Origin of the sequence: Shewanella colwelliana ATCC 39565 (assembly GCF_000518705.1) — a bacterium.
GTDB lineage: Bacteria > Pseudomonadota > Gammaproteobacteria > Enterobacterales > Shewanellaceae > Shewanella > Shewanella colwelliana.
Genome location: NZ_KI912479.1, coordinates 16,510 through 42,494, shown reverse-complemented (window position 1 = coordinate 42,494; position 25,985 = coordinate 16,510). Strand labels below are relative to the sequence as shown.

General features: G+C 45.3%; 24 protein-coding genes. 14 read left to right on the top strand and 10 right to left on the bottom strand.

The window, feature by feature from the left end:
- Nucleotides 1-154 precede the first annotated feature (154 nt).
- From mnmA to L876_RS0116470, 4 genes are all read left to right on the top strand, one after another.
- On the top strand, nucleotides 155-1,270 hold the full coding sequence (gene mnmA / locus L876_RS0116485; protein ID WP_028764800.1) for a tRNA 2-thiouridine(34) synthase MnmA: 1,116 nt from the start codon (nucleotides 155-157) through the stop codon (nucleotides 1,268-1,270).
- Nucleotides 1,271-1,273: 3 nt separating this feature from the next.
- Complete coding sequence (gene hflD / locus L876_RS0116480) at nucleotides 1,274-1,891, top strand: high frequency lysogenization protein HflD (RefSeq protein WP_028764799.1); 618 nt, start codon at nucleotides 1,274-1,276, stop codon at nucleotides 1,889-1,891.
- A 32-nt stretch (nucleotides 1,892-1,923) separates the two neighbouring features.
- On the top strand, nucleotides 1,924-3,294 hold the full coding sequence (purB, locus tag L876_RS0116475; RefSeq protein ID WP_028764798.1) for an adenylosuccinate lyase: 1,371 nt from the start codon (nucleotides 1,924-1,926) through the stop codon (nucleotides 3,292-3,294).
- A gap of 108 nt (nucleotides 3,295-3,402) precedes the next feature.
- Nucleotides 3,403-4,530 (top strand): ribosomal protein uL16 3-hydroxylase, encoded by a 1,128-nt coding sequence (locus L876_RS0116470; RefSeq protein ID WP_028764797.1) that lies wholly within the window; start codon nucleotides 3,403-3,405, stop codon nucleotides 4,528-4,530.
- A gap of 110 nt (nucleotides 4,531-4,640) precedes the next feature.
- Here the strand turns inward: L876_RS0116470 and L876_RS0116465 are convergent, their stop codons facing one another.
- Nucleotides 4,641-5,090 (bottom strand): DUF4826 family protein, encoded by a 450-nt coding sequence (locus L876_RS0116465; RefSeq protein ID WP_028764796.1) that lies wholly within the window; start codon nucleotides 5,088-5,090, stop codon nucleotides 4,641-4,643.
- Between the two features lie 256 nt (nucleotides 5,091-5,346).
- Between L876_RS0116465 and L876_RS0116460 the strand changes: the two genes are divergently transcribed.
- Both L876_RS0116460 and L876_RS0116455 read left to right on the top strand, forming a co-directional pair.
- Nucleotides 5,347-6,372 carry a Glu/Leu/Phe/Val dehydrogenase dimerization domain-containing protein gene (locus L876_RS0116460; protein WP_028764795.1) on the top strand — a complete coding sequence of 342 codons (1,026 nt, stop codon included), beginning with the start codon at nucleotides 5,347-5,349 and terminating at the stop codon, nucleotides 6,370-6,372.
- Nucleotides 6,373-7,054: 682 nt separating this feature from the next.
- Complete coding sequence (locus L876_RS0116455) at nucleotides 7,055-7,399, top strand: hypothetical protein (RefSeq protein WP_028764794.1); 345 nt, start codon at nucleotides 7,055-7,057, stop codon at nucleotides 7,397-7,399.
- Nucleotides 7,400-7,467: 68 nt separating this feature from the next.
- Here the strand turns inward: L876_RS0116455 and L876_RS0116450 are convergent, their stop codons facing one another.
- From L876_RS0116450 to ppsA, 5 genes are all read right to left on the bottom strand, one after another.
- Complete coding sequence (locus L876_RS0116450; RefSeq protein WP_248674649.1) at nucleotides 7,468-7,875, bottom strand: PliI family lysozyme inhibitor of I-type lysozyme; 408 nt, start codon at nucleotides 7,873-7,875, stop codon at nucleotides 7,468-7,470.
- A gap of 117 nt (nucleotides 7,876-7,992) precedes the next feature.
- Complete coding sequence (locus tag L876_RS0116445) at nucleotides 7,993-8,424, bottom strand: MarR family winged helix-turn-helix transcriptional regulator (RefSeq protein WP_028764792.1); 432 nt, start codon at nucleotides 8,422-8,424, stop codon at nucleotides 7,993-7,995.
- Nucleotides 8,425-8,586: 162 nt separating this feature from the next.
- Entirely contained in the window at nucleotides 8,587-9,030 is a 444-nt protein-coding gene (locus tag L876_RS0116440; protein WP_156029447.1) for a DUF1285 domain-containing protein, read from the bottom strand.
- A complete protein-coding gene (gene ydiJ, locus L876_RS0116435; RefSeq protein ID WP_028764790.1) occupies nucleotides 9,020-12,064 on the bottom strand; it encodes a D-2-hydroxyglutarate dehydrogenase YdiJ in 3,045 nt (1,014 codons plus the stop codon). Before ydiJ ends, L876_RS0116440 begins: the two co-directional genes overlap by 11 nt.
- Nucleotides 12,065-12,171: 107 nt before the next feature.
- Nucleotides 12,172-14,541: a phosphoenolpyruvate synthase gene (gene ppsA, locus L876_RS0116430; protein WP_028764789.1), complete on the bottom strand. Its 2,370-nt coding sequence runs from the start codon at nucleotides 14,539-14,541 to the stop codon at nucleotides 12,172-12,174.
- A 125-nt stretch (nucleotides 14,542-14,666) separates the two neighbouring features.
- Between ppsA and ppsR the strand changes: the two genes are divergently transcribed.
- The 4 genes from ppsR to L876_RS0116410 all read left to right on the top strand — a co-directional run bounded on the left by ppsR (nucleotide 14,667) and on the right by L876_RS0116410 (nucleotide 18,116).
- On the top strand, nucleotides 14,667-15,479 hold the full coding sequence (ppsR, locus tag L876_RS0116425; RefSeq protein ID WP_028764788.1) for a posphoenolpyruvate synthetase regulatory kinase/phosphorylase PpsR: 813 nt from the start codon (nucleotides 14,667-14,669) through the stop codon (nucleotides 15,477-15,479).
- A 167-nt stretch (nucleotides 15,480-15,646) separates the two neighbouring features.
- The gene (locus L876_RS0116420; protein ID WP_028764787.1) at nucleotides 15,647-16,708 is read left to right on the top strand and encodes a 3-deoxy-7-phosphoheptulonate synthase; all 1,062 of its coding nucleotides are present in this window, start codon (nucleotides 15,647-15,649) and stop codon (nucleotides 16,706-16,708) included.
- Nucleotides 16,709-16,824: 116 nt separating this feature from the next.
- Nucleotides 16,825-17,250, top strand: coding sequence for an acyl-CoA thioesterase (locus tag L876_RS0116415; RefSeq protein ID WP_028764786.1), 426 nt, complete (start codon nucleotides 16,825-16,827; stop codon nucleotides 17,248-17,250).
- A 206-nt stretch (nucleotides 17,251-17,456) separates the two neighbouring features.
- Entirely contained in the window at nucleotides 17,457-18,116 is a 660-nt protein-coding gene (locus tag L876_RS0116410; protein ID WP_028764785.1) for a response regulator transcription factor, read from the top strand.
- A gap of 80 nt (nucleotides 18,117-18,196) precedes the next feature.
- Here the strand turns inward: L876_RS0116410 and fghA are convergent, their stop codons facing one another.
- Nucleotides 18,197-19,036: an S-formylglutathione hydrolase gene (gene fghA / locus L876_RS0116405; protein ID WP_028764784.1), complete on the bottom strand. Its 840-nt coding sequence runs from the start codon at nucleotides 19,034-19,036 to the stop codon at nucleotides 18,197-18,199.
- Between the two features lie 64 nt (nucleotides 19,037-19,100).
- The gene (locus L876_RS0116400) at nucleotides 19,101-20,231 is read right to left on the bottom strand and encodes an S-(hydroxymethyl)glutathione dehydrogenase/class III alcohol dehydrogenase (RefSeq protein ID WP_028764783.1); all 1,131 of its coding nucleotides are present in this window, start codon (nucleotides 20,229-20,231) and stop codon (nucleotides 19,101-19,103) included.
- 173 nt (nucleotides 20,232-20,404) lie between these two features.
- Between L876_RS0116400 and L876_RS0116395 the strand changes: the two genes are divergently transcribed.
- A complete protein-coding gene (locus L876_RS0116395) occupies nucleotides 20,405-21,274 on the top strand; it encodes a LysR family transcriptional regulator (RefSeq protein ID WP_028764782.1) in 870 nt (289 codons plus the stop codon).
- A 125-nt stretch (nucleotides 21,275-21,399) separates the two neighbouring features.
- Here the strand turns inward: L876_RS0116395 and L876_RS22345 are convergent, their stop codons facing one another.
- Nucleotides 21,400-22,146 (bottom strand): substrate-binding periplasmic protein, encoded by a 747-nt coding sequence (locus L876_RS22345; RefSeq protein WP_245686923.1) that lies wholly within the window; start codon nucleotides 22,144-22,146, stop codon nucleotides 21,400-21,402.
- Nucleotides 22,147-22,797: 651 nt separating this feature from the next.
- Here L876_RS22345 and L876_RS0116380 point away from each other — a divergent pair.
- From L876_RS0116380 to L876_RS23210, 3 genes are all read left to right on the top strand, one after another.
- Nucleotides 22,798-23,208, top strand: a complete 411-nt coding sequence (locus tag L876_RS0116380) for a DUF4279 domain-containing protein (RefSeq protein WP_028764781.1) — start codon at nucleotides 22,798-22,800, stop codon at nucleotides 23,206-23,208.
- Between the two features lie 115 nt (nucleotides 23,209-23,323).
- Nucleotides 23,324-23,518: a glycine zipper domain-containing protein gene (locus L876_RS0116375; RefSeq protein ID WP_028764780.1), complete on the top strand. Its 195-nt coding sequence runs from the start codon at nucleotides 23,324-23,326 to the stop codon at nucleotides 23,516-23,518.
- A gap of 267 nt (nucleotides 23,519-23,785) precedes the next feature.
- Nucleotides 23,786-23,917, top strand: a complete 132-nt coding sequence (locus L876_RS23210) for a hypothetical protein (protein ID WP_259651127.1) — start codon at nucleotides 23,786-23,788, stop codon at nucleotides 23,915-23,917.
- 494 nt (nucleotides 23,918-24,411) lie between these two features.
- On the opposite strand, the gene L876_RS0116370 is transcribed toward L876_RS23210, so the two are convergent.
- Complete coding sequence (locus L876_RS0116370; RefSeq protein WP_028764779.1) at nucleotides 24,412-25,701, bottom strand: NAD(P)/FAD-dependent oxidoreductase; 1,290 nt, start codon at nucleotides 25,699-25,701, stop codon at nucleotides 24,412-24,414.
- Nucleotides 25,702-25,985 lie beyond the last annotated feature (284 nt).

Here is a 25,985-nt window from a genome sequence, read left to right as displayed (position 1 = left end):
TAATGCATGATAGAATACGCCCCCGCATATTACGGCAATTTAGGTCGCTAAAATCCAAGACAATTGAGTCGAGGAGATTAGCCATTTAATGTAAGTGTTAGTCACTTACTAAGGGTGCCGTAGCAACATTATTTTTAAACGGTTTTTAGGATCTATGGCATTAATCGAACCCAATCCAAACGGAAAAAAAGTCATCGTCGGCATGTCTGGTGGTGTTGATTCATCTGTTTCAGCATATTTGCTGATGAAACAGGGCTACCAAGTGGAAGGCCTGTTTATGAAAAACTGGGAAGAAGACGATACCGATGAGTATTGTGCTGCCGCTGACGATTTAAAAGATGCTCAGGCTGTCTGTGACAAATTGGGGATCACCCTGCATACCGTTAACTTTGCAGCCGAATATTGGGACAATGTTTTTGAGTACTTTTTAGCTGAATATAAAGCTGGACGTACTCCTAATCCCGATATCATGTGCAACAAAGAGATCAAATTTAAAGCGTTTCTTGAGTTCGCTGACGAAATCTTAGATGCCGATTATATCGCTATGGGGCACTATGTACGACGTAGCGACGCATCGGGTCAAAGCCAGATGCTGCGTGGGGTTGATAGCAATAAAGACCAAAGTTATTTTCTTTACACACTCAGCCATGAGCAAGTCGCTCGTTCGCTGTTTCCTGTCGGCGAGTTGCAAAAAAGTGAAGTTCGCGACATCGCCAAAGAGATGGGGCTTATCACTCACGACAAGAAAGACAGTACCGGCATCTGTTTTATCGGTGAGCGCAAATTTACCGATTTTCTGCAAACCTTCCTGCCAGCCCAACCGGGTAAAATCGAAACCGCAGAAGGTGAAGTCATTGGCGAACACCAAGGACTGATGTACCACACCTTAGGCCAACGCAAAGGTCTGGGCATTGGTGGCATGAAGAACAGTAACGACGATCCTTGGTATGTCGTCGACAAAGATTTACAGCGTAATGTCTTAGTTGTCGGGCAAGGTGGTCAACACCCGCGCCTAATGTCGATCGGCTTTTATGCCGACCAACTGCACTGGGTCGACAGAAAAGGGCCAGCTGATGGCGCTAAAATCACCGTTAAAACCCGCTACCGTCAGCAAGATGTTGCCTGCACATTGACCTATGAAAGCGATGATAGAATAAAAGTCATTTTCGATGAGCCTGTTGCCGCGGTTACACCTGGCCAATCAGCGGTCTTTTATGATGGTGAAGTCTGCCTTGGTGGCAGTATTATCGATTCGTTGATAAGAGAGTAAAACGTGAGCGAGCCAATTTTCGACAGAACCATGGCTTTTGCGGGTATCCTGCAAGCCATCTCGCAGGTGCAGCGCGTTGCCCGTCACGGTCAAGCCGATGGCGAAGCCCTCGCCGCCTGTTTAAATACCATATTAGTCACTAACCCAGACAATACTAGCGATGTTTATGCCGATAAGGTGTCACTGAAGCAGGGCTATCAGCTAATCATTAATCAACTTGGTGATGATAAGCAAAAAGATGTTGAGATCACTCGCTATTTAATCGGCATTTTAGCCCTAGAGCGTAAACTATCTAGAGCTTCAAACTCTATGGGTATGCTCAGCGAGCGCATCAATCAGGTACATCGTCAGCTGCATCACTTTGCCATTACTGATGATCAGGTTGTCGGTAATTTTGCTGGAATATACAGCGATATCATTAGTAATTTGGGCCCAAAAATACAGATAGCAGGTAACCCTGAATTTCTTAAACAACCGCTAGTACAACAAAAAATACGCGCTCTATTACTTGCTGCCATGCGCAGTGCCGTATTATGGCGCCAATTAGGAGGCAAGCGTAGACACCTTGTCTTCTCAAGAAAAACAATAGTCGACATAGCTAATAAAAGCCTCACCCTATAAATAATAAGTCAAGTTCATTAAAGGAGCTTCTAATGGAACTTTCCGCACTAACTGCTATCTCTCCGGTAGACGGTCGTTATGGTAGTAAAACCGCCTCATTACGAGGGATTTTCAGCGAGTACAGCCTGACCAAATACCGTGTTCAAGTCGAAATCAACTGGTTAAAGCTGCTTTCTAGCTGCCCAGAAATTGAAGAAGTTCCACCATTTAGCGAAGCAGCATTAGCCCTTCTCGATCAAATCAAAGATAACTTTAGTGAGCAAGACGCACTGCGCGTTAAAGCCATCGAAGCCACGACCAACCATGACGTTAAAGCGGTTGAGTACTTTATCAAAGAGAAAATTGCTGGCAATGCAGAACTTGTTGCCATTGACGAATTCGTCCACTTTGCCTGCACCTCAGAAGATATTAATAACCTATCTCATGGTTTAATGTTGTCTGAAGCGCGCGAGCAAGTATTAGTGCCATATTGCCAGCAGATTGTTGATGCCATTAAAAATCTAGCAACTGAGTACCGCTCAGTCCCTCTCATGTCTCGTACCCATGGTCAGCCAGCCTCTCCTTCGACGTTAGGTAAAGAGATGGCTAACGTAGCCGTGCGTTTAGAGCGTCAACTTAAGCAAATCCAAGCTGTTGAAGTGATGGGTAAAATTAACGGTGCCGTCGGTAACTACAACGCACACCTTTCAGCCTACCCTGAAGTCGATTGGCATGCGCTATCACAGCGTTTTGTCACCAGCCTAGGTCTAAACTGGAATCCCTACACGACCCAAATCGAGCCTCATGACTATATTGCCGAGTTATTTGATGCTGTCGCGCGCTTTAATACAGTGCTTATCGATTTTGACCGTGATATCTGGGGTTATATTGCTCTTGGCCACTTTAAGCAAAAAACCATTGCTGGCGAAATTGGTTCTTCAACCATGCCGCATAAAGTGAACCCAATCGACTTTGAAAACTCTGAAGGTAACCTCGGCATTGCTAACGCATTAATGCAGCACCTTGCCGCCAAACTACCAGTGTCAAGATGGCAACGTGACCTTACCGATTCTACCGTTCTGCGTAACTTAGGTGTCGGTATGGCTCATGCACTTATCGCCTACCAAGCCACTCTTAAAGGGATCAGCAAGCTTGAAGTGAACGAAACTCAACTTCGCAATGAGCTTGATCAAAATTGGGAAGTCTTAGCAGAGCCTGTACAAACGGTTATGCGTCGCTACGGCATCGAAAAGCCATATGAGAAGCTCAAAGAGCTTACGCGTGGTAAACGTATCGATGGTGAGCAACTAGCCCAGTTTATTGATAACCTAGAACTACCTGAAGCGGTTAAAGCTGAACTGAAAAAAATGACCCCAGCTAACTACATCGGCCGCGCTGAAGCGTTTGTCGACGAGTTAAAGTAAACCCTTTGGGCGTTTGTTAATAAAGGCGGTGAGCACATGCTTACCGCCTTTATTGTTTTATACTCTACTACCCTCAGTGCACTCTTATTACTGTGAGCCAAAAACACCATGTACACACTCAATCTCGACCATGCAGACTTCCTTGAACACTACTGGCAAAAGCAACCTGTAGTGATCAAAAATGCGTTTCCTAACTTTAGCGATCCGATTACAGCCGAAGAGCTGGCCGGTCTAGCATGTGAAGAGGAGATCAGCTCACGGATCATCTTAACCAAAGGCAATAACTGGGAGATCATTCAAGGCCCTATCGAAGACTACACACCATTTGGTGAAAATAACTGGCAACTGCTAGTGCAAGCTGTTAACCATTGGTTTCCAGATAGCGCCCCATTAGTTGAGTCTTTTCGCTTTATTCCAGACTGGCGCTTTGATGATTTGATGGTCTCTTTTGCCACCCCTGGCGGCGGAGTCGGCCCTCATATCGACAACTATGATGTGTTTCTACTACAAGGTGAAGGCCAACGTCGTTGGAAAGTGGGTCCTTTGGGGCAATATTCGCCGCGTGGAGGAGACACACATACTGCACTTATCGATGATTTTGAGCCAATGATCGATGTGGTTCTTGAGCCAGGCGATATGCTCTATATCCCGCCAGGCTTCCCTCATCGTGGTGAAACCATCGAAACTGCACTAAGTTACTCCATTGGCTTTCGAGCGCCTAGTCAGCAAGAACTCATGAGCAGCATTGCCGATCACTTAATCGACAATAATACTGGGCTGAAACGTTTTACCTCTCTGTCAGAGCCAAGCACTGCAGGCTTGCTCACTCAAGCGCAGCAATCGGGCATGGTTAACTTATTAAGTGAGTTACTTAGCCAACCTCAACACTATCAACAGGTGCTAGGACAGCTATTAAGCCAAAACCGCTTTGAATTAGATATCTGTGAACAAGAGGGTCCATACAGCCAAGATGAGCTGCTAGAAGCCTTCGAAGAAGGGGCGCTGTTACAACGGATTGGTGGCCTGAAAGTCATTCGCCTTGAAGGTGATAGTGTTCAACGTCTGTTTATTAACGGCGAGATATACCCGCTTGAAGGCCTCACTGACGAGATGCTTGATACACTGGCAAATCAATTTAGCTTTGATCATCAACAAGCATTGGCGTTATGCAGCAATAAAACGTTAACCGACTACTTTTTATGGCTAGTCAATCAAGGTTACGCCTATCTGGCATAGTTATATCAATCAATAAAAAAGGCCGCCATCTAACGACTAGACGGCGGCCTTTCCATTTTCATTCTAACAACTAAAACCTGTCAATCCCTGTTTAAAACAGAACCTATAACTTAAGATTCTTTCCACAGTTTTTCGTCATTGTGGATCTGGTACAAGCTTTCAGCACGAGACACTAACAGTTGTGCAAACTGTGCTTGAGTTTTATCTTTAATCGCACCAGAATTCGTCAAATTTTCCGCTTTCAATTGCCACATCATCGAAAAGTGACGAATCGCGTCACGGGCTGTAGTAGCGACTTTCACATCCACATAATCAGAAGGTAAATCGCCAGACATCACCCAAAACGTCTGTGCTTTAGGTTGCTTAGACTCCATCTTCCACACCGCAAGCAGCGGCGCAAGATAACGGCTATCTTCAGCAATCACCTTGCTTGGGATCACACCTTGCTCAGCCAGAAAGCGATTCGCTTTTTGAAAATGCTCTTTAATCCACTGCTGAGTCAGCGCTTCTCTTTGTTCTTCACTCAAAGGTTGAGTTTGATCGACTGCTTGTTCCGTCATACTACTTCCTGTTTTTATAGTTATGTTGTGAACTGGCTATCGAGACTATGGCTATAGTAGTTTTCAGACGAAAACAACCACCGACTTTACGTTAACGTAAGGTGGAAACCTAAATTGCCACGCAGATCACAATTAATCCAAATCTTTACTTTGTGAGAGTATCGCTAAATGCTATCGTTCTGCAATAAATATAACAAGCCGTCGAACAGGCATTTTTTGCTGCTCGGCGTTTTAATTCCCAAGCGGAGAACACTCAGTGGCAGTATTCAACCATATCTCATTTGACGATCATGAACAGGTCGTATTTTGTCATGACAAAGAAAGCGGCTTGCGCGCTATCATTGCTATCCACAATACCAACCTAGGCCCAGCCGTTGGCGGGTGTAGAATGTGGAATTACGAATCAGATGACGAAGCATTGACGGATGTATTGCGCCTATCTCGTGGCATGACCTATAAAAATGCCTTGGCTGGCTTGGCGATGGGCGGTGGCAAGTCTGTGATTATCGCCGATCCTAAAGTCGAAAATAGAGAAGCCCTTTTCCGTGCATTCGGTCGTTGTATTCATACACTTGGCGGCAAATATTATTCAGCAGAAGATGTTGGCGTTTCCACCAGTGACATTATGATTGCGCACCAAGAAACACCTTACATGGCGGGTCTTGAAGGCAAGAGTGGCGATCCATCTCCATTTACTGCACTAGGTACGTATCTAGGTATTAAAGCAGCTGTTAAGCATCAACGTGGTATCGATAGTCTAAAAGGGCTAAAAATCGCGATACAAGGCGTAGGTCATGTTGGATACTACCTCTGCCGTCATCTCCATGAAGAGGGCGCTGAGTTAATCGTGACTGACATTCACCAGTCTTCACTAGACAAGGTTGCTACCGAGTTTGGGGCCACAGTTGTTGCGCCACAAGATATCTACCATCAAGATGTCGATATTTATGCGCCTTGTGCATTAGGTGCCACCATTAATGACACCACCATCCCGCTGCTTAAGGCTAAAATCGTTGCTGGCTGTGCCAATAATCAACTAGCTGAAAGCCGTCACGGTGAGAAACTTAAAGAACTTGGTATTCTGTATGCGCCAGATTATGTGATCAACGCTGGTGGCATTATCAATGTGTCATTTGAAAAAGACTACGACGAGCAGAAATCGACTAAAAAAGTGGAAGAGATCTACAACACACTGCTCAAAGTTTTTGAAATGTCTGATTCGCAGAACCGCACCACTGCAGATGTTGCAGATGAACTTGCACGAGCAATTATTAACGGCTAACACGCTAAGCTATTAGCCGCTGGGACAAAACAGTAGAAGCCACAGCGATCATTGCTGTGGCTTTTTTCATCTCTAATAACGCGATAGCCAAGCTTAAAATGAGACGAGTCAACCTAATACCAATCAGAACAAGAATGTGATCGACTCAGTGTGTGTTTGTGGCAACGACTGATGATAGACAGGTTACTCCCTTGTGAGCCTATTCAACGCAGAAATAGATAGCCCCAAATACGTCTAAAAGGTAAATTTTAGCCCACCCGATGCCATCTTCTCACTCGTTGCTAAATACCTTTAAAACACGACTATATGGATATAGGTAATAGGGCGAAGCACCACTAAAGGGATTTAGGATTTAGAAGGTAGGGTAACGCATGGAGTGATTACCGAGGATGCTAGATCCGAGGAGCCATTAAGGACCTTGCTTCAAACCCGCTAAACTCTCGCTAAACAATCAGAGCTCATACTCATGGATATAAGTCTTTCATCTCCCAATTAAACCTGTTTATTTTGAATCCACAAGGAATAAGTAATGCCAAAAAAGGGTAAAAAAATGATAAAGGCATATTTCCTATTGCTGCCAAAGGGATAAACTTTGGACACATTTTTTTCATAAAACCGTACTGGTAAATGTCATAATCCTCTGCTTGACTTAGAGGCTCGACATCATCGACAAGGAACGCTAATGGTCAGTTTCAAATATGATTTCAACCAAGACTTGGTCGAATTACAGGCCAGCAACTGGAGTGGATTAGAGCAGGTCTATGTCAATGGGAAACGCGTGTCTAGTAAGCTTAATTTCGGTCAGAACAGTGAGCACCAAGTCCAGCTACACGATGGGAACCCTTGTAAATTTCAATTACTTATTGACCCAAGCAGTGACCAGATGATCTGCCGCATCTACAAACAAAATCGTTTAATCGCCAGCATCAAGCAAGGAAAAGAGAGTTTATTGCACAGCAGGCAGCTACTTCAAGGTGCGGTCATGTTTTGTGCAATTTCGAGCTTAGGATTTCTGCTCTTGAGTTAGACAACATCAGCTAAACAGCAGAAGCAAGGTCGAAGCCTAACCTTGCTCGCAGACAAGCATCCATATCATTAGCAAAGCGACACCCCTTGATTCACCACACAAACACTTTGGCTATTTTGATAATTTCCGCTGCCAGTAGTCGCCATGGTGACTGTAATCTTTTGTCTATCTGAACCATTTTCAACCAAACTTGATTTCAATACACTGCCATCTCGCATAAAGGAGACCGCAGACACAAAGTCACCCACACTTAAATCTCGATAGAGCGCCACAGTAACACTACCTATAGAGCGTGGCTCAAGGGCGCCTTCTGACACCACTAAGCTGTAACCATTGGCCAACGTCAGCGCTTGGCTGTAACCTGTGTCAGCTTGCACGACTTCACTGCTGGACTTTTGCTTAGCAGGTTTATTAATATTCACTGAGCAACCACACAAAGATACTGCCAGTAGCGCCACACCAAAGCATTTCATCATCTCAAACATTCCTTTTAGTACAATCAAAAATGACTGTCTACTCTGTCATTTCTACAGGACAAAAACAATTAAAGCGGCATACATAACGCTCTTGCATTTACTCAATCGTCATAGAGACTATTGAGTGTCATCAGCCTTAAGTCGATTCACCTTGTTCAATAAACGAATAAAATCGACAGACTCTTCTGAGGTTAAATTGGCTAAAAACAGCTCATTGACGCGTTCAGCTTCACGGACTAAATCTTGCTCTAATGCTTTACCGCTGTCTGTCAGGAAAATTTGAAAAGCACGACGATTGTCTGCTTCTTGATGACGTGTCACTAACCCCTGCACCTGTAATTGATCCAAGAGCCGCGTCATTGTGTAGTTTGCCACATCACAACGCTTAGACAGTTCAGTTTGCGTTATCCCCTCCTCTTGCCATAGGGCAAACAGCACAGGCCATAACTTGATGTCTAATTCATAGCACTTAAGTCGCTCATCCAACGCCTTTTGAAGCTCGATATTGAGGTGAGACACTAAGTACCCCAAACTTTCATAATGTTTCAATCAGCACCTCCCACCTAAAATCCATAGATTTCATTTAATATTACCACTTGATGATCAAGAAACTAGGTAAGATGGCAACAAATTTGGTAACGAAATCCATTAGTCTTATCAAAGAGCAACTTACCTAACCTTAAATCAAGATAAATATTGTCAACAGTCGCGCTAATCGCTATCGAGCAGGTACTCATCTACAAATCGATAGTAACAAGCACGGCCAAGCTTTGCCGACAATCCTCTTGGTAATGATACGAAGATATCTTGCGCTTGGATCTCAAAGGCATGATGATTTTCGACGATAAACTCAGTGCCAATAGATGTTGTCAAACACAGTCGCCCGTCTTGAACCACATTGTAATCGACAATCAGTAATGGAAATGCCGCCACCTCTACCCTTACCCGCTCAACTGGCGTGATCAATAAAAACTGCCCATCGATACCGTGTAAAATAGAGTAAAATAGCCGACTGAACTTGTCAGGCAGTGGGCCTTGCTGATAGAACCAGTTGCCTTGTGCATCAATCTCAAACAGCGCTTGCTCATGACATAAGTTTTGGCTCGACATCAGTGTTTGCAACTGATGCTGAGCCGAATTGTTATCATTCATCATTTAGTAGTGCTAAGAGCGCCTGTACTGGATGCTGAGGTTTAAAGCCACCAAACCGTTTCACTTGGCTACGACATGAATAGCCCGATACCAAGATTTGCTCCCTCGGAAGCTGTTTTATGGCGCTATCCCAGGACATATCAAACAATGCTTTAGAACGTGTCTGGTTATCACTCTCATGGCCATAGGTACCCGCCATACCGCAACAACCAAGATTGACCGTACTAAGTGTTGCGCCCAAGTTTTCAAAGATAACTTTCCACTCATTACCAGTATTGGGTTTTGTAGTGGACTCAGTACAATGGCTGAACCAGGTAAAGTTACGTGTTATCTCCTTACTCTTTGGTCGCTCATTAACCACCTTAAGTAACCACTCATTGGCCAGTAGCACATTGAACTCTCCTCGGTGATCACCCAGCACCTCTTGGTACTCGTCGCGATAGCAAAGCACCATCGCAGGATCGACACCAACCATTGGCATACCAAGAGAAAACACCTGATTAAGAAAATCGGCACTCGACTGGGCGGTCTTGGCAAATTTTGATAAAAAACCTTTGATATGTATTGGTTTACCATTGGGTTTAAACGGCAACAGCACAGGGTTATAGCCCAGTTTCTCTATCAGTTTAATAAAGTGATAAACCGTCTCAGCTTCATAGAAGCTATTAAATGGATCTTGAACCACCAGCACATATTTATCCCGCTCACCGCTTGGGATCTGATTAAGTGCCGCGAGGTCATAACCACGACAAGAATGGTTTTCAAGTTTCTGTTTCAGTGTTGGTACTGATAAAGCAGGTGCATCAACATAGCCTAAAGACTTTTTAATGACCCATTGGCTAAGCGGATTTTGCGACACGGCATTGGTGATCTTTGGCATCATCGCCATCAAAGGCAAAGAGTCCTCAATCCCCGCAACAAGGTAATCTTTAGCTGGACGCAGGTAACGCTGATAATAAATATTAAAGAACTGCGCTCTGAACTTTGGTACATCGACCTTAACGGGACACTGAGAAGAGCAAGCCTTACAGGCTAAACAACCTTTTAATGACTCCATCACCTCATGAGAATAATCATACTCTCTGTCCATCTTTAACGTGTTTTGAGTGCGTTGTAGCCAGCCTAATGGCTTAGCTTTTGCCAACGCCTCAACATCCACGCCTTCTGACTCTAATAAGCGCAACCACTCGCGCATTAACCCTGCACGCCCTTTAGGCGATTGCACTCGATCTCCAGTGACTTTAAACGAAGGACACATAGGCGAGTAGACGCTGTAATTAAAACACAATCCATTGCCATTGCAGTTCATCACATCAGGAAAGGCTTCGCGAGTATTAACTGGAATTTGTCGATCAAAAGCACCACGCTTAGCGCTGTCTACGTTGTAATACAGTGCGCCACTCTCTTTGGGTGCAACTAACTTACCAGGATTAAGTTTATTGAGCGGATCGAACAGGCCCTTGACCTCTTCGAGCACACCAAACAACGTGTCACCAAACACGGCAGGGCCGTATTCACCGCGAACGCCTTTACCATGCTCGCCCCACATTAAGCCGCCGTATTTAAGGGTTAAGGCCGCCACTTGATCCGATACAGTTTTAAGCAACCGCTCATCAGCGGGATCACACATGTCTAATGCGGGACGTACATGCAACACACCAGCATCGACGTGACCGAACATGCCATATTGTAAGTTGTGGCTATCGAGCAGGGCCCTAAACTCCATGATAAAATCTGCCAGTTTTTCTGGTGGTACCGCTGTATCTTCTGCAAAAGCTATTGGCTTGCGGCTGCCTTTGGTAGCGCCCAGCAAGCCTACCGCCTTTTTACGCATGGCATAAATAGTATTGATAGAGCCTTTATCGGCGGTGATCTGATAACCCAGCAGCCCCGTAGTTTGGGCTTCAATCTGTGTATCAAGCCGCTCACACAAGCGCTTGACCTTATCTTCGACCTCTTGAGTCTCTCCCGCAAATTCGACCATGTTTAAACCGTCGATAGACTTGCCTGGCACCTCTTCTATCAATGACGAAACTGAATGCCAAATAATGTCTTGCTTGGCGAGATTAAGCACTTTTGAGTCAACCGTTTCAACCACGGTCGCTTTGGCTTTCACCAGATCGGGAGCATGGCGCAACGCCGATTGAAACGAGTCATACTTAATATTCACCATCATGCGCGTTGTTGGCAGCGGCGTGATATCTAACCTAGCTTCGGTGATCACCGCGAGGGTCCCTTCTGACCCCGTCAAAATGCGTGAAAGATTGAACTCATCATATGACTCATTCCACACATTTTTTAAATCGTAACCGGTTAAAAAACGGTTAAGCTTAGGAAATCGCGCCGCAACTTCATCACGATGTTGCAGCGTCAAGTTAGCAATATCCCTTTGCAAACGCTGACCCAGCGATGGCGAGGCATTTTGCTCGAGCAGTTGTAACGCCTCATGGTTCAACGGTCCGGTTTCCAATACACTACCATCATAAAGCACGCTTGAAAGCGCCAATACATGATCCGAGGTTTTACCATATACCAGTGAACCCGCCCCAGATGCATCGGTATTGATCATGCCCCCCAAGGTTGCGCGGTTTGAGGTCGACAAGTCAGGGCTAAAGAAAAAACCGTGTGGACGCAGCGCATCATTGAGCGCATCTTTAATGACGCCTGCTTCTACCCTCACCCAGCCCTCATCAGCATTCACTTCAAGCACGCGGTTCATGTATCGCGACAAGTCCAAGATCAACCCATGAGTCAATGACTGGCCATTGGTTCCCGTGCCGCCACCACGCGCACTGAAGACCACTTTTTCAAATTCAACAGAGGCCGCCAGCTTGAGTGCTATGCGTATATCGGTTTGATTTCTTGGATAGAGTACCGCTTGAGGTAAAAATTGATAGACAGAGTTATCCGTTGCCTGAGCAAGACGCGCGCTATAGCGTTTATCGATATCGCCCGTAAAGCCACTCTCGGCCAATGCGTCGAGAAAATCGAAATACACAGGCTCAAGCGTTTGTTGATGAGATAACTTAGGTAGCATGGTGGTTTCTGTCTTTATCGTTATTAAAATAGTGCAGCCATTATAAACAAAAAAAAGCCGCTAAAAAGCGGCTTTTATCGAATTAGCTTATTCTATTTCAAGAATAATTATCCGTGAGCTTCACCTAGGTATAACCAAGTGTCGATAACGGTATCAGGGTTTAGTGATACAGTATCGATACCTTGTTCAACTAGCCATACTGCAAAGTCAGCGTGATCTGAAGGCCCTTGACCACAAATCCCAACATAAGCACCTTTCGCTTTAGCCGACTTAATTGCCATCGCTAATAGGGCTTTCACCGCTGGGTTACGCTCATCAAACAGGTGGCTGATGATGCCTGAGTCACGGTCAAGACCAAGGGTCAACTGAGTTAAATCGTTAGAACCGATAGAGAAACCATCGAAATACTCAAGGAACTGATCAGCAAGCAAGGCGTTTGACGGTAGTTCACACATCATGATGACGCGTAGGCCATCTTTACCACGCTCAAGGCCTTCCTCTTTAAGTAGCTCAATCACTTGCGCCGCTTCTTCAAGGGTACGTACGAATGGGATCATGATCTCAACGTTCGTCAGACCCATCTCACCACGTACACGCTTAATCGCTTCACACTCAAGAGCAAAACAGTCACGGAACGACTCAGAGATATAACGGCTCGCACCGCGGAATCCCAACATTGGGTTCTCTTCTTCTGGCTCGTAACGGTCACCACCGACTAAGTTAGCGTACTCGTTAGACTTAAAGTCTGACATACGTACAATCACTTTCTTCGGATGGAAAGCCGATGCGATAGTCGCAATACCTTCAACCAGACGCGCTACGTAGTATTCAACAGGCGATTCATAACCTGCGATCATCTCGTGGATCTCTTGTTGTAGCTCAGCAGTTTGGTCGTTGAACTCTAGCAAGGCCTTCGGATGAATACCGATCATACGGTTGATGATAAATTCAAGACGCGCAAGACCAACACCTTCATTAGGCAGACGAGCAAAGTCAAACGCTCGGTCAGGGTTACCCACGTTCATCATGATTTTCATTGGCAATTCAGGCATTGAATCGACACGTGATGACATCACTTCGAAATCTTGAATACCTTCGTAGATAAAACCAGTGTCGCCTTCAGCACAAGATACCGTGACTTCTTGACCATGTTTAATCTTGTCAGTGATGTCGCCACAACCCACAACTGCAGGTACACCTAGTTCACGCGCGATAATCGCGGCATGACAAGTACGGCCGCCACGATTCGTGACAATCGCACTAGCACGCTTCATGATTGGCTCCCAATCTGGGTCAGTCATGTCGGTAACCAGTACATCGCCTTCTTGGATTTGGTCCATATCTTCAATAGAAGCCAGTACCTTAGCAGTACCGTTACCAATTTTATGACCAATTGAGCGACCTTCACCAATCACATCACCTTTAGTTTTAAGGTGGTAGCGTTCAATGAGTTGCACATCTTCGCGAGAACGGACAGTTTCAGGGCGAGCCTGAACGATATAAAGTTTGCCGTCATTGCCATCTTTTGCCCACTCGATATCCATTGGACGACCGTAGTGCTTTTCGATGACCATCGCTTGTTTAGCAAGCTCCATGACTTCTTCATCATTGATGGAGAATTGGCGACGCTTTTCAGCAGCAACATCTTCAATCTTAACTTGCTTACCATGACTTAAGTCATCTGAGTAAACCATCTGAATCAGCTTGCTACCGATGTTACGACGAACCACTGACATGTGACCAGCAGTTAGACTTGGCTTATGTACATAAAACTCATCAGGGTTAACCGCACCCTGCACTACCATTTCACCTAGGCCAAATGATGATGTAATAAATACCACATCGTTGTTACCCGACTCAGTATCCATGGTAAACATTACACCCGATGCTGCGGTATCTGAGCGAACCATACGCTGTACACCTGCAGAAAGTGCTACGCCTTTATGGTCATAGCCTTGGTGTACACGGTATGAGATCGCTCGGTCATTAAATAACGATGCAAATACGTGTTTAATTGCGACCAGTACAGAATCATAACCTTTCACGTTCAGGAATGTTTCTTGTTGACCGGCAAAAGAAGCATCTGGCATATCTTCAGCGGTTGCTGATGAACGCACGGCGAAAGATGCATCTTGAGTTTCTGAAGAAAGCTTGTCATACGACTCACGTACAACCTGCTCGAATTCACTATGGAATGGGGTATCGATAACCCACTGTCTGATCTGTGCACCGGCTGTAGCGAGTGCATTCACGTCATCTACATCTAGAGCGTCTAGAATGTCGTATATCTTCTGGTTAAGTCCGCTTTGTTCAAGAAATTCATTGAACGCAAAAGAGGTGGTCGCAAAGCCACCAGGCACTTGAACACCTGCATTAGCTAGATTGCTGATCATCTCCCCAAGAGAAGCGTTTTTACCGCCGACCTTGTTGACGTCACCCATGCCTAATTCTTGATACCAGAGTACATATTGCTGCACAGTTCTATCTCCGCAAGTTTATTTCAGTGTGGCCCTTCACACGAGGGCAGCGGCATTTTACACTCCCTAACAACACGCGTAAATGTATAATTTTATTTGTAATTTTATTACTACAAGAGGTCAGAATGTTACGTAAAGTCTTTTATATCTCAGATGGGACGGCGATCACAGCAGAGGTTTTTGGTCACGCCGTTCTATCTCAATTTCCAGTTGAATTTGAAGCGCTTACCATTCCATTTGTAGAGACAGTTAAGAAAGCTGAATCCGTGAAGGCCCAAATAAATGATTGTTTTATTACAACAGGTGAACGACCACTTGTATTCCATTCTATTGTAAAAGCGGAGATCAGAGACATCATCTATAGTAGCGAATGCATAGATTATGATTTTTTGAACACTTTCGTCGCCCCATTAGAGGATCAACTCGGTGTCAAAGCCTCGCCTGTGGTGCATCGTACCCACGGTAAAGGCAATCATAGTTATGAGGCTCGTATCGATGCGATTAATTTCGCTATGGAAAATGATGATGGCCAAACACTCAAACATATAGACAAGGCAGACCTAGTGTTATTGGGCGTTTCACGCTGTGGTAAGACCCCAAGTAGCCTCTATCTGTCAATGCAGTTTGGGATAAAAGCCGCAAACTATCCTTTTATCGAAGATGATATGGACAACTTAAAACTGCCAGAGGCGTTAAAAAAGAATAAACACAAACTATTTGGTCTAACGATCGATCCAGTCCGCTTGCATGAGATCCGTCAAAGCCGCATGGAAAACAGCCGCTACTCGTCATTGCGCCAATGTCGTATTGAGGTCAAAGAGGTCGAAATGATGTACAAACGGGAACGAATTCCCTTTGTTAATACGACCAATCACTCAGTTGAAGAGATCGCTACCAAGATCCTCGACAAAACCGGGTTGGCTCGTCACATGTTTTAAATTGGCATCAAATTTGGTAGCCAAATTAGCCAAAAATCTTCGCCCAACTGCACAGTTGTCTACAAATACTGGTAATTTTCATGTTTTAGGCACTGTGCAGCATCAAACTATTGGTTATAATCCGAGGCAATAAGGCGAAATGCCAAGACACATGCTCGGTATACTGAATGACCATTAAAACAGACGAACTACGCACCACATTACTATGTAAGGCCATTTCACCTGCAAAACTCGCATCTGAATACCCGCTTACTCAAGACGCCGCCGACTACTTAGTACAACAACGACGAGAAGTTGAAGCAATTCTTACGGGCGACGATAAGCGCCTTCTAGTGATCATTGGCCCCTGCTCTATCCATGATACTGATGCCGCGATTGATTACGCTCAACGTTTAGCTGTGCTACATAACGAGCTCAAAGATGATTTATGTATCTTGATGCGCGTCTACTTTGAGAAGCCACGCACCACAGTCGGTTGGAAAGGCTTGATATCCGACCCTGATCTTGATGGCAGCTTTAACGCCAACAAGGGTCTGCGTCTAGCACGTCATCTGCTGCAGCAGATCACCGAGCTTAAGCTGCCTATTGCGACTGAATTCTTAGACATGGTAAACGGCCAGTATATAGCCGACTTGATCACTTGGGGTGCAGTGGGTGCACGCACCACTGAAAGCCAAATTCACCGAGAGATGGCGTCAGCGCTGTCTTGCCCTGTAGGCTTTAAAAACGGTACTGACGGTAATATCAATATTGCTATCGATGCTGTACGCGCCGCTAAAGAGCCACATATCTTCTACTCGCCAGATAAAGATGGTGCCATGGCAGTGTACCGCACCAGTGGTAACCCCTATGGCCACATTATTTTACGTGGTGGCAAGCAACCCAATTACCATGAAGCCGACATTGAAGCCGCTGCAGATCAGCTTACCGCTGTAGGTGTTTCTCACCGTATGGTGGTTGACTTTAGCCACGGCAACAGTCAAAAGCAGCACCAACAACAACTGGTTGTCGCTGATGAGATTATTCGCCAAATGGAAAATGGCTCAACAGCCATTGCCGGTATCATGGCTGAGAGCTTCATCGAAGAGGGTAATCAAAAAGTGGTAGCAGGCGAACCACTGGTTTATGGCAAAAGCATCACTGATGCATGCTTAAACTGGAGCGAGTCTGAAACTTTGCTGCGCAAACTCGCCAAAGCCTCTCGTCATCGTATCAATAAGCTCGCTTAATCTTAGTGATCCCAATATAAGGCTTCTTAATCGAAGCCTTTTGTCCTTGTATACCCAGCAAGTGTTTAGTGTCTAAACCTTGAAATGTATTTAATGCATAACCTATAGGTTGCCGTATGCCCCTAACTCAAACACCGCCTCAATTTTCTGACGCGGTTAGCGCTCGTATTGAGCAATCAGAAGCTCGCGTTATTAAAGCGATATTTCCCTCAATCACTAACCACCACAACACCTTATTTGGCGGTGAAGCCTTAGCTTGGATGGATGAAACGGCGTTTATTGCTGCCACTCGATTTTGCCGCAAACCTCTAGTCACAGTAAGTTCTGACCGAATCGATTTTAATAAGGCGATTCCTGCGGGCACCTTAGCAGAGATCATCGCCAAAGTTATCCATGTGGGTAACACCTCACTAAAAGTCGAAGTTAATATTTTTGTCGAAGATATGTATCAAGACTTGCGTGAACACGCTATTCGCGGTGTATTTACCTTTGTTGCCGTCGATGAGGAGCGTAAACCGACTAAAGTCTGGACGGGTGCTTAAACACATTAGCATCCAGCTAATCACGCGGTGACCGACTCCTAGCAAAACCACTCCCCATTTAACATCTCAACCATTAGACTTAAGTCTGATGGTTGAGATGTTGTTTTAAAATTTATCCTCAGCGCAATCAAAATCCGTAGAATATTAAGCCTGTTATCTGTTACATTGTGTTCACCTTCACGTGCAACAAAGATAATCAAAAAGCAATGAAGCTAGAAAATTTAAATATCATCATCGCCGATGATCATCCACTTTTTAGAAACGCCCTACGGCAAGCATTAAGTGGATCATTTGCGCAAACCAACTGGTTTGAAGCAGATAGTGCTGACGCACTGCAAACCTTGTTAGAGCAAACTGACGCCCCATACGATCTAGTGTTATTGGATCTGCAGATGCCAGGGTCCCACGGCTACTCGACCCTCATTCATCTGCGCACACATTTTCCTGAGTTACCCGTAGTGGTAATTTCAGCCCATGAAGATGCCATGACAATCAGTCGAGCGGTGCATTACGGCAGTGCTGGGTTTATTCCCAAATCATCATCAATGGAAACCTTGGCCGATGCACTCACGGCCGTGTTATACGGAGATATCTGGTTACCTGCCAATGTGGAGCTGCAGCAGATAGATGAAGATGCCACCGATCAGATGGCAGCCAAACTTGCCGACCTAACGCCTCAGCAATATAAAGTGTTGCAGATGTTTGCAGAAGGTTTGCTAAACAAACAGATAGCCTACGATTTAGGCGTCTCTGAAGCCACCATTAAGGCCCATGCTACGGCAATTTTTAGAAAGCTTGGCGTACGCAACCGCACCCAAGCTGTGATAGCGCTACAACAACTTGAGATGGACAGAGTGGAAATTTAACCGCTAAAACCTATCGTTTATCGTGTACCCGATACAAAAAAGCCGAACTTTAGTTCGGCTTTTTAATGACCAGATAACCCTTATCCCATGTGCTTAGCATGAAAGCGTAAATGCTCTTCAATAAAACTCGCGATAAAGTAGTAGCTATGATCATAGCCCTCCTGCATACGCAAGATTAACGGGTATTCATTTATCGCTGCCGCCTCGATTAACGCATGGGGCTTAAGCTGTTCTTCAAGAAAATTGTCACTTGTTCCCTGATCCACCAACACTGGTATATCGCTGCTTGACGCTTTCATCAACTCACAAGCATCGTACTGCATCCAACTATCGCGGTTTTTACCTAAGTAGTTTAAAAACGCTTTGTGACCCCATGGACAGTTTATCGGATTAACTATCGGGCTAAATGCCGATATCGACTGATAACGCTCAGGGTTACGTAAACCAGCAACTAACGCGCCATGGCCGCCCATCGAATGCCCAGCAATGGCTCTGACATTACTGACAGGAAAATGTTGTTCAATTAGTTCAGGTAACTCCTGCACAACATAGTCATACATCTGATAATGCTCACGCCATGGCGCTTGTGTGGCATTCAGGTAAAAACCTGCGCCTAAGCCCAAGTCATAACTCTCAGAAGGGTCATCGGCAACACCTTGTCCGCGCGGACTGGTATCTGGCGCCACAATGGCGATGCCAAGCTCTGCGGCAATGCGCATAGCCCCCGCTTTTTGCATAAAGTTCTCATCGGTGCAGGTTAAGCCTGATAACCAATACAGCACAGGCACCTTGCGCTCACTCGCCTGAGGTGGCAAGTAAATCGCAAAGCGCATCTGACAATTAAGCACACCCGACTGGTGATGATATTGTTTATGCCACCCGGCAAAACTCTTAGTACTACTAATATTTTCTATCGTCATTTTCTGTCCCTAACCTTGCGCGACCAACATTTCACCGGTCGCGCTCGGGGTTAACGCTTAACGGTTATTTATCAAAGTGCACCACAGAGCGAATACTCTTGCCTTCATGCATCAGATCAAAAGCGCTGTTAATCTCTTCAAGCGGCATAGTGTGGGTAATGAAATCGCTCAACTTGAAATCGCCACGCAAGTATTTTTCAACAATCTCAGGCAGCTCTGAGCGCCCTTTTACGCCACCAAAGGCACTACCACGCCACACGCGGCCTGTCACTAACTGGAATGGACGCGTTGAGATCTCTTGCCCTGCACCGGCCACACCAATAACAACCGACTCGCCCCAGCCTTTATGACAACACTCTAACGCGCTGCGCATAACATCGACATTACCAATACATTCAAAAGAGTAATCAACGCCACCATCGGTTAGCTCAACAATCACCTCTTGAATAGCTTTGTCATAGTCTTTTGGGTTGATGCAATCTGTGGCACCAAGTTGGCGTGCCAGTTCAAACTTACTGTCATTAATATCAACGGCAATAATGCGCGTAGCACCTGCCATGGTGGCTCCAATGATGGCAGACAGACCAATACCGCCAATACCAAATATCGCCACGCTCGCACCCGGCTCAACCTTGGCGGTATTCAATACAGCACCCATGCCGGTTGTTACGCCACAGCCTAGTAAACATACCTCTTCAAGCGGGGCTTCAGGGTTCACCTTTGCTAATGAGATCTCAGGTAAAACCGTGTACTCAGAGAACGTAGAGCAACCCATGTAATGGAAAATAGGCTCACCATCTTTATAGAAACGAGTGGTGCCATCGGGCATTAACCCCTTACCTTGAGTTTCACGGATTTTCTGACACAGGTTGGTCTTACCCGATTTACAGAACTTACACTCACCACATTCTGGGGTGTAAAGCGGAATGACGTGATCCCCCACTTTTACGCTAGTGACACCTTCACCCACCATCTCAACGATACCGCCACCCTCATGACCTAAAATAGCAGGAAAAACGCCTTCGGGATCATCACCCGAGAGGGTAAATGCATCGGTATGACAAACACCTGTTGCCACAATCTTCACCAACACTTCACCAGCACGAGGCAGCATTACATCCACCTCTTCTACCGATAGCGGCTGACCTGGGCCCCAAGCAATAGCGGCTTTTGACTTAATAAATTTATCTGACATGGTTCTAACTCCCTCGATGATGTAGATGCGCCACCTACAATTTAGTCGCTTTGTGAGCAACCGGTGTGGCAATTGACTGAGTATTTCTGGTCTTACGATGACACCTATTGTATTTGTTTCTATATGAATGATAATCTAGTCAATCTGCAAATGATTTTTACGAGACAGTAACAATGCAAAGTTGGGAAGGAGTATGTGAATTCGTTGCGGTCGCAGAAACAGATAGCTTTACTGCTGCGGCTAAACGGCTTGGGATCTCCACTGCGCAAGTTAGCCGCCAAGTCGGCGCATTGGAGCGCAGGCTAGATACCAAGCTCTTGTATCGCACGACACGAAAAGTATCGCTAACCGAAGAAGGTTCCCTATACTACCGTCATTGTCGGCAGGTGCTCGACGGCTTAGATGAAGCAGAACGAGCCCTAAGCAGCTTAAAAGGTACGCCTCAAGGGTTACTAAAAATAACCGCGCCAGTGGCTTACGGGGAAAAGTATATACTGCCTATCGTCAATGACTTCATGCTTAATTACCCCAGTGTGGATATCAATGTGGAGCTGACAAACCGGCAAGTTAATTTGATTGATGCGGGTATCGACCTTGCTATTAGAATTGGAAAATTGGCAGATTCGACCCTAATGGCAAAACGCATTAGCCAGCGAATAAACTTTGTGTGCGCCTCCCCAGCCTACCTTAAACGTTTTGGCGAACCTCATACGCTATCAGAGCTGAGTCAACACAACTGTTTAATGGGTAATCATGACTATTGGCGATTCATTGACCAAGGGAGTGAACGGCAGATTAAAGTGGCGGGCACACTACAATGCAACACTGGTCACGGCCTGCGAGACGCGGCGCTAAAAGGATTAGGCTTAGCACAGTTGCCCAATTACTACATAAGTCATGATCTAGAAACTGGCGCACTGGTGCCTGTGTTAAATTCATACCAAGAACCCAACGAAGGCGTATGGGCGCTCTACCCTCATAATCGTCATTTATCACCAAAAGTACGATTAATGGTCGATTTCCTAGCTGCGAAATTACCTTAATAGTGGCGCTATATCAGAGTGAGGCAGCAGAAAAGAGTTAGGTTAGGGCGATGAATACTGATTGACCCCAAAGTCGTTATTCGGGCATCTGACTCACGAGATGGCTTGGCATCCACAAAGGAAGGTTATTCAAATAAGAGTTGTCGTTCTATAACACGGATCTCAGCCGCCTTAATGATATTATTAAGGGTTGGCAACGCTTTAAGACGTTTCAGCTCTGCATCAATCACAGGTAGCAAGCTAGCATGCTTAGGATGCAAATAATGGTAAAGCGCAAGGCGACCCAGATGATTTGGCATAACGGCAATATCGTCAAAATGGTAGCGCTGTATCATGATCTGCCCATCTAGATTATTCGTCAATGCAACATCAGCCTGATGATTCTGCAATAACTCAAACATCATCTTGGTACTGTCAACGTCTCTCACATATGGCAGGCCTTCAGTAATATTATTGGTATGCTTAACCCCCCTCACTTTCACCACGCGATATGGTTGCAGATCCTTGGGTTCACGGATCAAAATACCACTATCAGCACGCACAAAAGGCATGGTTTCAAGATAATAATAGGGGGTTGGCACGCGTAACATGCTGGGGTTGTCTTCCCCATAGCTCCATATTCGCATTACTTCGCCATCCATTTTTCCCGACACTGCAGCGTATTGAGCACGGTTGCCAGGCAAAGGTAATATATCGACCTTAATGTCTAAGCCTCGATAAATCTGAGGGATCACTTCATGCGCCACTTCTTGCTCTATCAAATACTCAATAGACGCAAACCGGTAGCTTGTCTGTAGCGGACTATCAGCAGCGCAGGCAGCCTGAGTTATCAGCACCAGCAATAAAGCGCAGCAAGCAAATATAATTTTCAAACGTTTCCCTTACTTTAAGGCCAAGATTCAATTTAGAGAAAACAGTGCAACCTAGCAAAGGCTTGTAAGCCAATGCTCTTACAACGACATAAACAAAGCTTAGCAAATAACAAGCAGAGCAATACTACTATCTAGATTATAAATGCCACGCTTAGCAAAACGTTCATGGCAAAACGGGCGTATTGGGCACAGCACTTTTTGAGCAAGGGATGTTAAGTGATTTTACTGGACTCGATAACGCTGTCCTACTCGGCCAAAAACGATACCACTATGTATACTGGTACAGTGGGGCAGCCCCTATTACTGTAAAAGCTGGTGTGCAATCACTCGAGTCTCAGCCGCCTCGATGATATCACTGAGCTCGCCAGCGTCTTCAAGGCGCTTAAACTCGGCATCAATGACTGGCAGCAATCTAGTAATGATTTAGTGGCAACCATAAGAGAATTAAGACGTTTTTTGTGGATGGAAGAGCATTGATTGCTAAGAGAGTCATGTAGTATTGTAATGTCGCGCATGGTGTTGTTCTAGTTTGTTTTTGGCGAAATTGATTAGATCAAACAGCACCATGCGTGTCTACTAATTGATTGTAAAAGAAATTATCTGGGGATTCCCTAGAACAGGGCGTTAGCTCTCTAGGAGTAGGAGGCAAGTTTGGCAACAAACGAAGGTAGGGTTTATTTCGCACTTGATGGTGATGACTTTGAGCCTGATGTTGTCACAGAACTTTTAGGCATATTGCCAACGTCTGTGAAGATAAAAGGATCCAAAGTTCCTAATAAACTTCCGGCTAAAAATTCTTGGGAGTTATCTACGGAGAATATAGTTAACGAGTACATTGACGTATTTTCTATGGCAGAATCTATTACTGATACTCTTATGCCAATAAAAGACAAGCTTAAACGTGTAATTGAAACGTATAACTTGGTTCCTAGGCTTGAAGTTGTATTATGGTTTTCAGTTAATGAAAAACATTCAACTCCTGCAATAGGCTTTGAGCCAAGTACAATAAGCTTTCTCGGTGAAATCGGGGCACTTATAGATATTGATACCTATAAGCAATAGAGAGCTAACAAGCTGTTAAAAAAGGACAAAAAACAGTTGGTTTTGCTCCTTCGTCGCTAATTTTAACCAACTATTTTTTTCTGTTAACAGGGCGTTAGTTGCTTAGGGAATTCAAATGGGTAATTGGAACAAAGATTGTCGTACTAAAAAGAATCCAGTAGCATTTGGTCTTGGTATAGGGATCGCTATTGGTTCTGGTATTGGTGTAGCTCTTGGAAATCTAGCTCTAGGGATTGGGATTGGGATTGCAATTGGCGCCGCTATAGCCTTAGAACAAAAGAAAAAACAAGAAAAAAATAACGACGAGTAAGTCAGTAATCAGCAACTAACAAGGCGTTAAAATGGACAAATAACAGCTGGCTGTTGTTCGTGCCTCACACATTTTAGCCTGCTATTATTTGCCGCGTAACGTAGCGTTACCGTATATCAGCTTGCCATACTTTCCCTAATAAGAATCATCACTTTAAGAGCTTTGACTCTAACCAATTTCTGTCCAAAAACGATTTAACTTGTGATTGCCTAAGTCATACTAATAAGGCTAAATCGAAGAGAATGGAAACTGGGTGTAGGTGCGGCTGTGGCCTTCCGTGACATGGATGTCACGGCAGAGCCTACAGGGAACGTACTTGCGGCGTGTCACAGAAGTACCTGCACGAATAGCCTGCTGCAAGCAATTCAAAACAATGAAAGTCAACGCTACCATCAATAAATAAAAACAACTTCGTCAAATGTTATAAGCCAAAAATGCCAGCCCCTTCATTCGAAGGCCAACACATTTCTGTCCAAAACCGAGTTAGCTTTTTAACTAGCTACTCGCATGAAATGAAGCTAAATCGAAGAGACAAAATGACCCTGTGTAGATGCGGGTGCGAACGTTGATGGCATGGCCGCTCTCTGACATCCATGTCATCGCGGCATTTGTGAATCCATTCACTTCAGATGCCATCGTCGAGCCTCCACGGAGGATTCACAACGATATCCCTATCTAAAAGCCAGTTCGACAATCCCTGTCTCTCGTTCGCAAGCATATGGCTGTTGCCAAACTCTCCGTGTAGCAGCAGTATCTGCACATTCCTCGCCGGACAGGCGATTAGTTACAGTGAAGATACAAATTTCAAAGACACTCTACCAACACTAATTCAGCCAAATGTTAAACCACAAAAATGCCAACACCTTCATTCGAAGATCGAGCTATCGCGTCAATTAGCGAAAATTCTCCATCATGCGGTAATACAGCATACCAATCGCCATGCCTTGATTACCCAACCATTCGCCGACAGGCAGGCGGATCTGCTTCATGTTGGCAAACAGGTCAAACTCTTTATGCTGCCCCACCACTGCTGCGGCCATGATCTCCCCCATAATATGCGAAGTTGCCACGCCGTGACCGGAATAGCCTTGGCAGTAAAATACATTGGGAGATACTTTACCAAGCTGTGGAATACGGTTAACCACAATGCCCGCCATGCCAGTCCAATCAAACTCAATCTCTACCCCTTTTAACTGGGGAAAAGTGCGCTCTAGCGCGGGGCGAAGCTCTGCCGCCACATCTTTTGAATCGCGGCCAGAATAGTTAGTCCCACCGCCAAACATTAAGCGATGGTCTGCAGTCATACGGTAATAGTCGAGCACAAAGCGACTGTCATACACGGCGACATCATGAGGATTGAGTTGCTTGGCCAGGGCTGAGTCTAACTTAACCGTGGCACAGTTACCCAGCGATGCTGGAAAGAGTAAACCACTTAATTTTTTGCGCGCTAACTTATGGTAAGCATTACCCGCCAGTACCACACTATTAGCAGTGATCTGCCCTTTGGCCGTTTTCACCACTGGACGATCACCCTCAATAATATCAAGCACTGTTGAGTGTTCAAAAATCTGCGCCCCATTGCCCACTGCGGCCCTCGCCTCGCCAATGCATAGGTTGACCGAATGCAGATGCATATTGCGTTTATTGAGTAAGCCACCATGATAAAGCGGCGTGTCTAAATACTGAGGAATATCGGCTTTTGATAATAAAATCAGTTCATCGCCCATGCCGCGGTTCACGCCTTCATCAAAAGTCTTTTGCATTTCGCCCATATGAGCAAATTTATAAGCCGTGTGCAGGTGGCCAAATTTAAGATCGCAATCGATACCATATTTGGCCACGCGGTTTTTAATAATGTCGTGACCTCGCCAGCGCAGGTTCCACACAAAATCCTCTGCCTCAGTGCCAATTTGATTACGCAGTTGCTTGGTTATCGCCCCGTCGCCAGATAGGCTGCCAGTGACCTGGCCACCATTACGCCCCGTTGCGCCCCAACCGATTTTATTCGCCTCAACAATGGCCACTTTATAGCCTTGCTCCGACAGCTCAACGGCGGTGGCTACCCCAGTAAACCCACCGCCAATAATAACGACGTCAACATCTACCTCGCCTTGTAGTTGGTCGAAATCAGTTTCTTGGTTGATGGTGGCGTTGTAGTAAGAATTGCAGCGCGGTAATGACATTAAGGCTCCTAAGTTGCTCGGCGAAAGCTTTGTTTTATATTTTTTACAAAGGTGTTTGTTATTTGAGTATATAGAAGTTCAATCGCAGGTCAACTAGGAGAAATACTGGCGATCAATGACCTTTATCTGCCCCCTTGCCATACCTAACCGTGCCAGCCTGTCATACCATTAGGGATGGTATTTTCACTGCTAAGCCGCTGCAGGCAAAGGCATTGCCAAAATAGTTGTTCATTTTTCATCCAGCCTAAGTTCCCTCTTCTATACTTTTTAGTCATACGTTAACG

Excerpts from the sequence above, each read along its gene's own strand:
- L876_RS0116450 (WP_248674649.1), bottom strand. The coding sequence starts at position 7,875 with ATGATGAAATGCTTTGGTGTGGCGCTACTGGCAGTATCTTTGTGTGGT.
- L876_RS0116440 (WP_156029447.1), bottom strand. The coding sequence starts at position 9,030 with ATGATGAATGATAACAATTCGGCTCAGCATCAGTTGCAAACACTGATG.
- purB (WP_028764798.1), top strand. The coding sequence starts at position 1,924 with ATGGAACTTTCCGCACTAACTGCTATCTCTCCGGTAGACGGTCGTTAT.
- L876_RS0116455 (WP_028764794.1), top strand. The coding sequence starts at position 7,055 with ATGGTCAGTTTCAAATATGATTTCAACCAAGACTTGGTCGAATTACAG.
- fghA (WP_028764784.1), bottom strand. The coding sequence starts at position 19,036 with ATGACGATAGAAAATATTAGTAGTACTAAGAGTTTTGCCGGGTGGCAT.
- ppsR (WP_028764788.1), top strand. The coding sequence starts at position 14,667 with ATGTTACGTAAAGTCTTTTATATCTCAGATGGGACGGCGATCACAGCA.
- ydiJ (WP_028764790.1), bottom strand. The coding sequence starts at position 12,064 with ATGCTACCTAAGTTATCTCATCAACAAACGCTTGAGCCTGTGTATTTC.
- L876_RS0116410 (WP_028764785.1), top strand. The coding sequence starts at position 17,457 with ATGAAGCTAGAAAATTTAAATATCATCATCGCCGATGATCATCCACTT.
- L876_RS0116415 (WP_028764786.1), top strand. The coding sequence starts at position 16,825 with ATGCCCCTAACTCAAACACCGCCTCAATTTTCTGACGCGGTTAGCGCT.
- L876_RS0116420 (WP_028764787.1), top strand. The coding sequence starts at position 15,647 with ATGACCATTAAAACAGACGAACTACGCACCACATTACTATGTAAGGCC.
- mnmA (WP_028764800.1), top strand. The coding sequence starts at position 155 with ATGGCATTAATCGAACCCAATCCAAACGGAAAAAAAGTCATCGTCGGC.
- L876_RS0116465 (WP_028764796.1), bottom strand. The coding sequence starts at position 5,090 with ATGACGGAACAAGCAGTCGATCAAACTCAACCTTTGAGTGAAGAACAA.
- L876_RS0116370 (WP_028764779.1), bottom strand. The coding sequence starts at position 25,701 with ATGTCATTACCGCGCTGCAATTCTTACTACAACGCCACCATCAACCAA.
- L876_RS0116470 (WP_028764797.1), top strand. The coding sequence starts at position 3,403 with ATGTACACACTCAATCTCGACCATGCAGACTTCCTTGAACACTACTGG.
- L876_RS0116400 (WP_028764783.1), bottom strand. The coding sequence starts at position 20,231 with ATGTCAGATAAATTTATTAAGTCAAAAGCCGCTATTGCTTGGGGCCCA.
- L876_RS0116395 (WP_028764782.1), top strand. The coding sequence starts at position 20,405 with ATGCAAAGTTGGGAAGGAGTATGTGAATTCGTTGCGGTCGCAGAAACA.
- L876_RS0116375 (WP_028764780.1), top strand. The coding sequence starts at position 23,324 with ATGGGTAATTGGAACAAAGATTGTCGTACTAAAAAGAATCCAGTAGCA.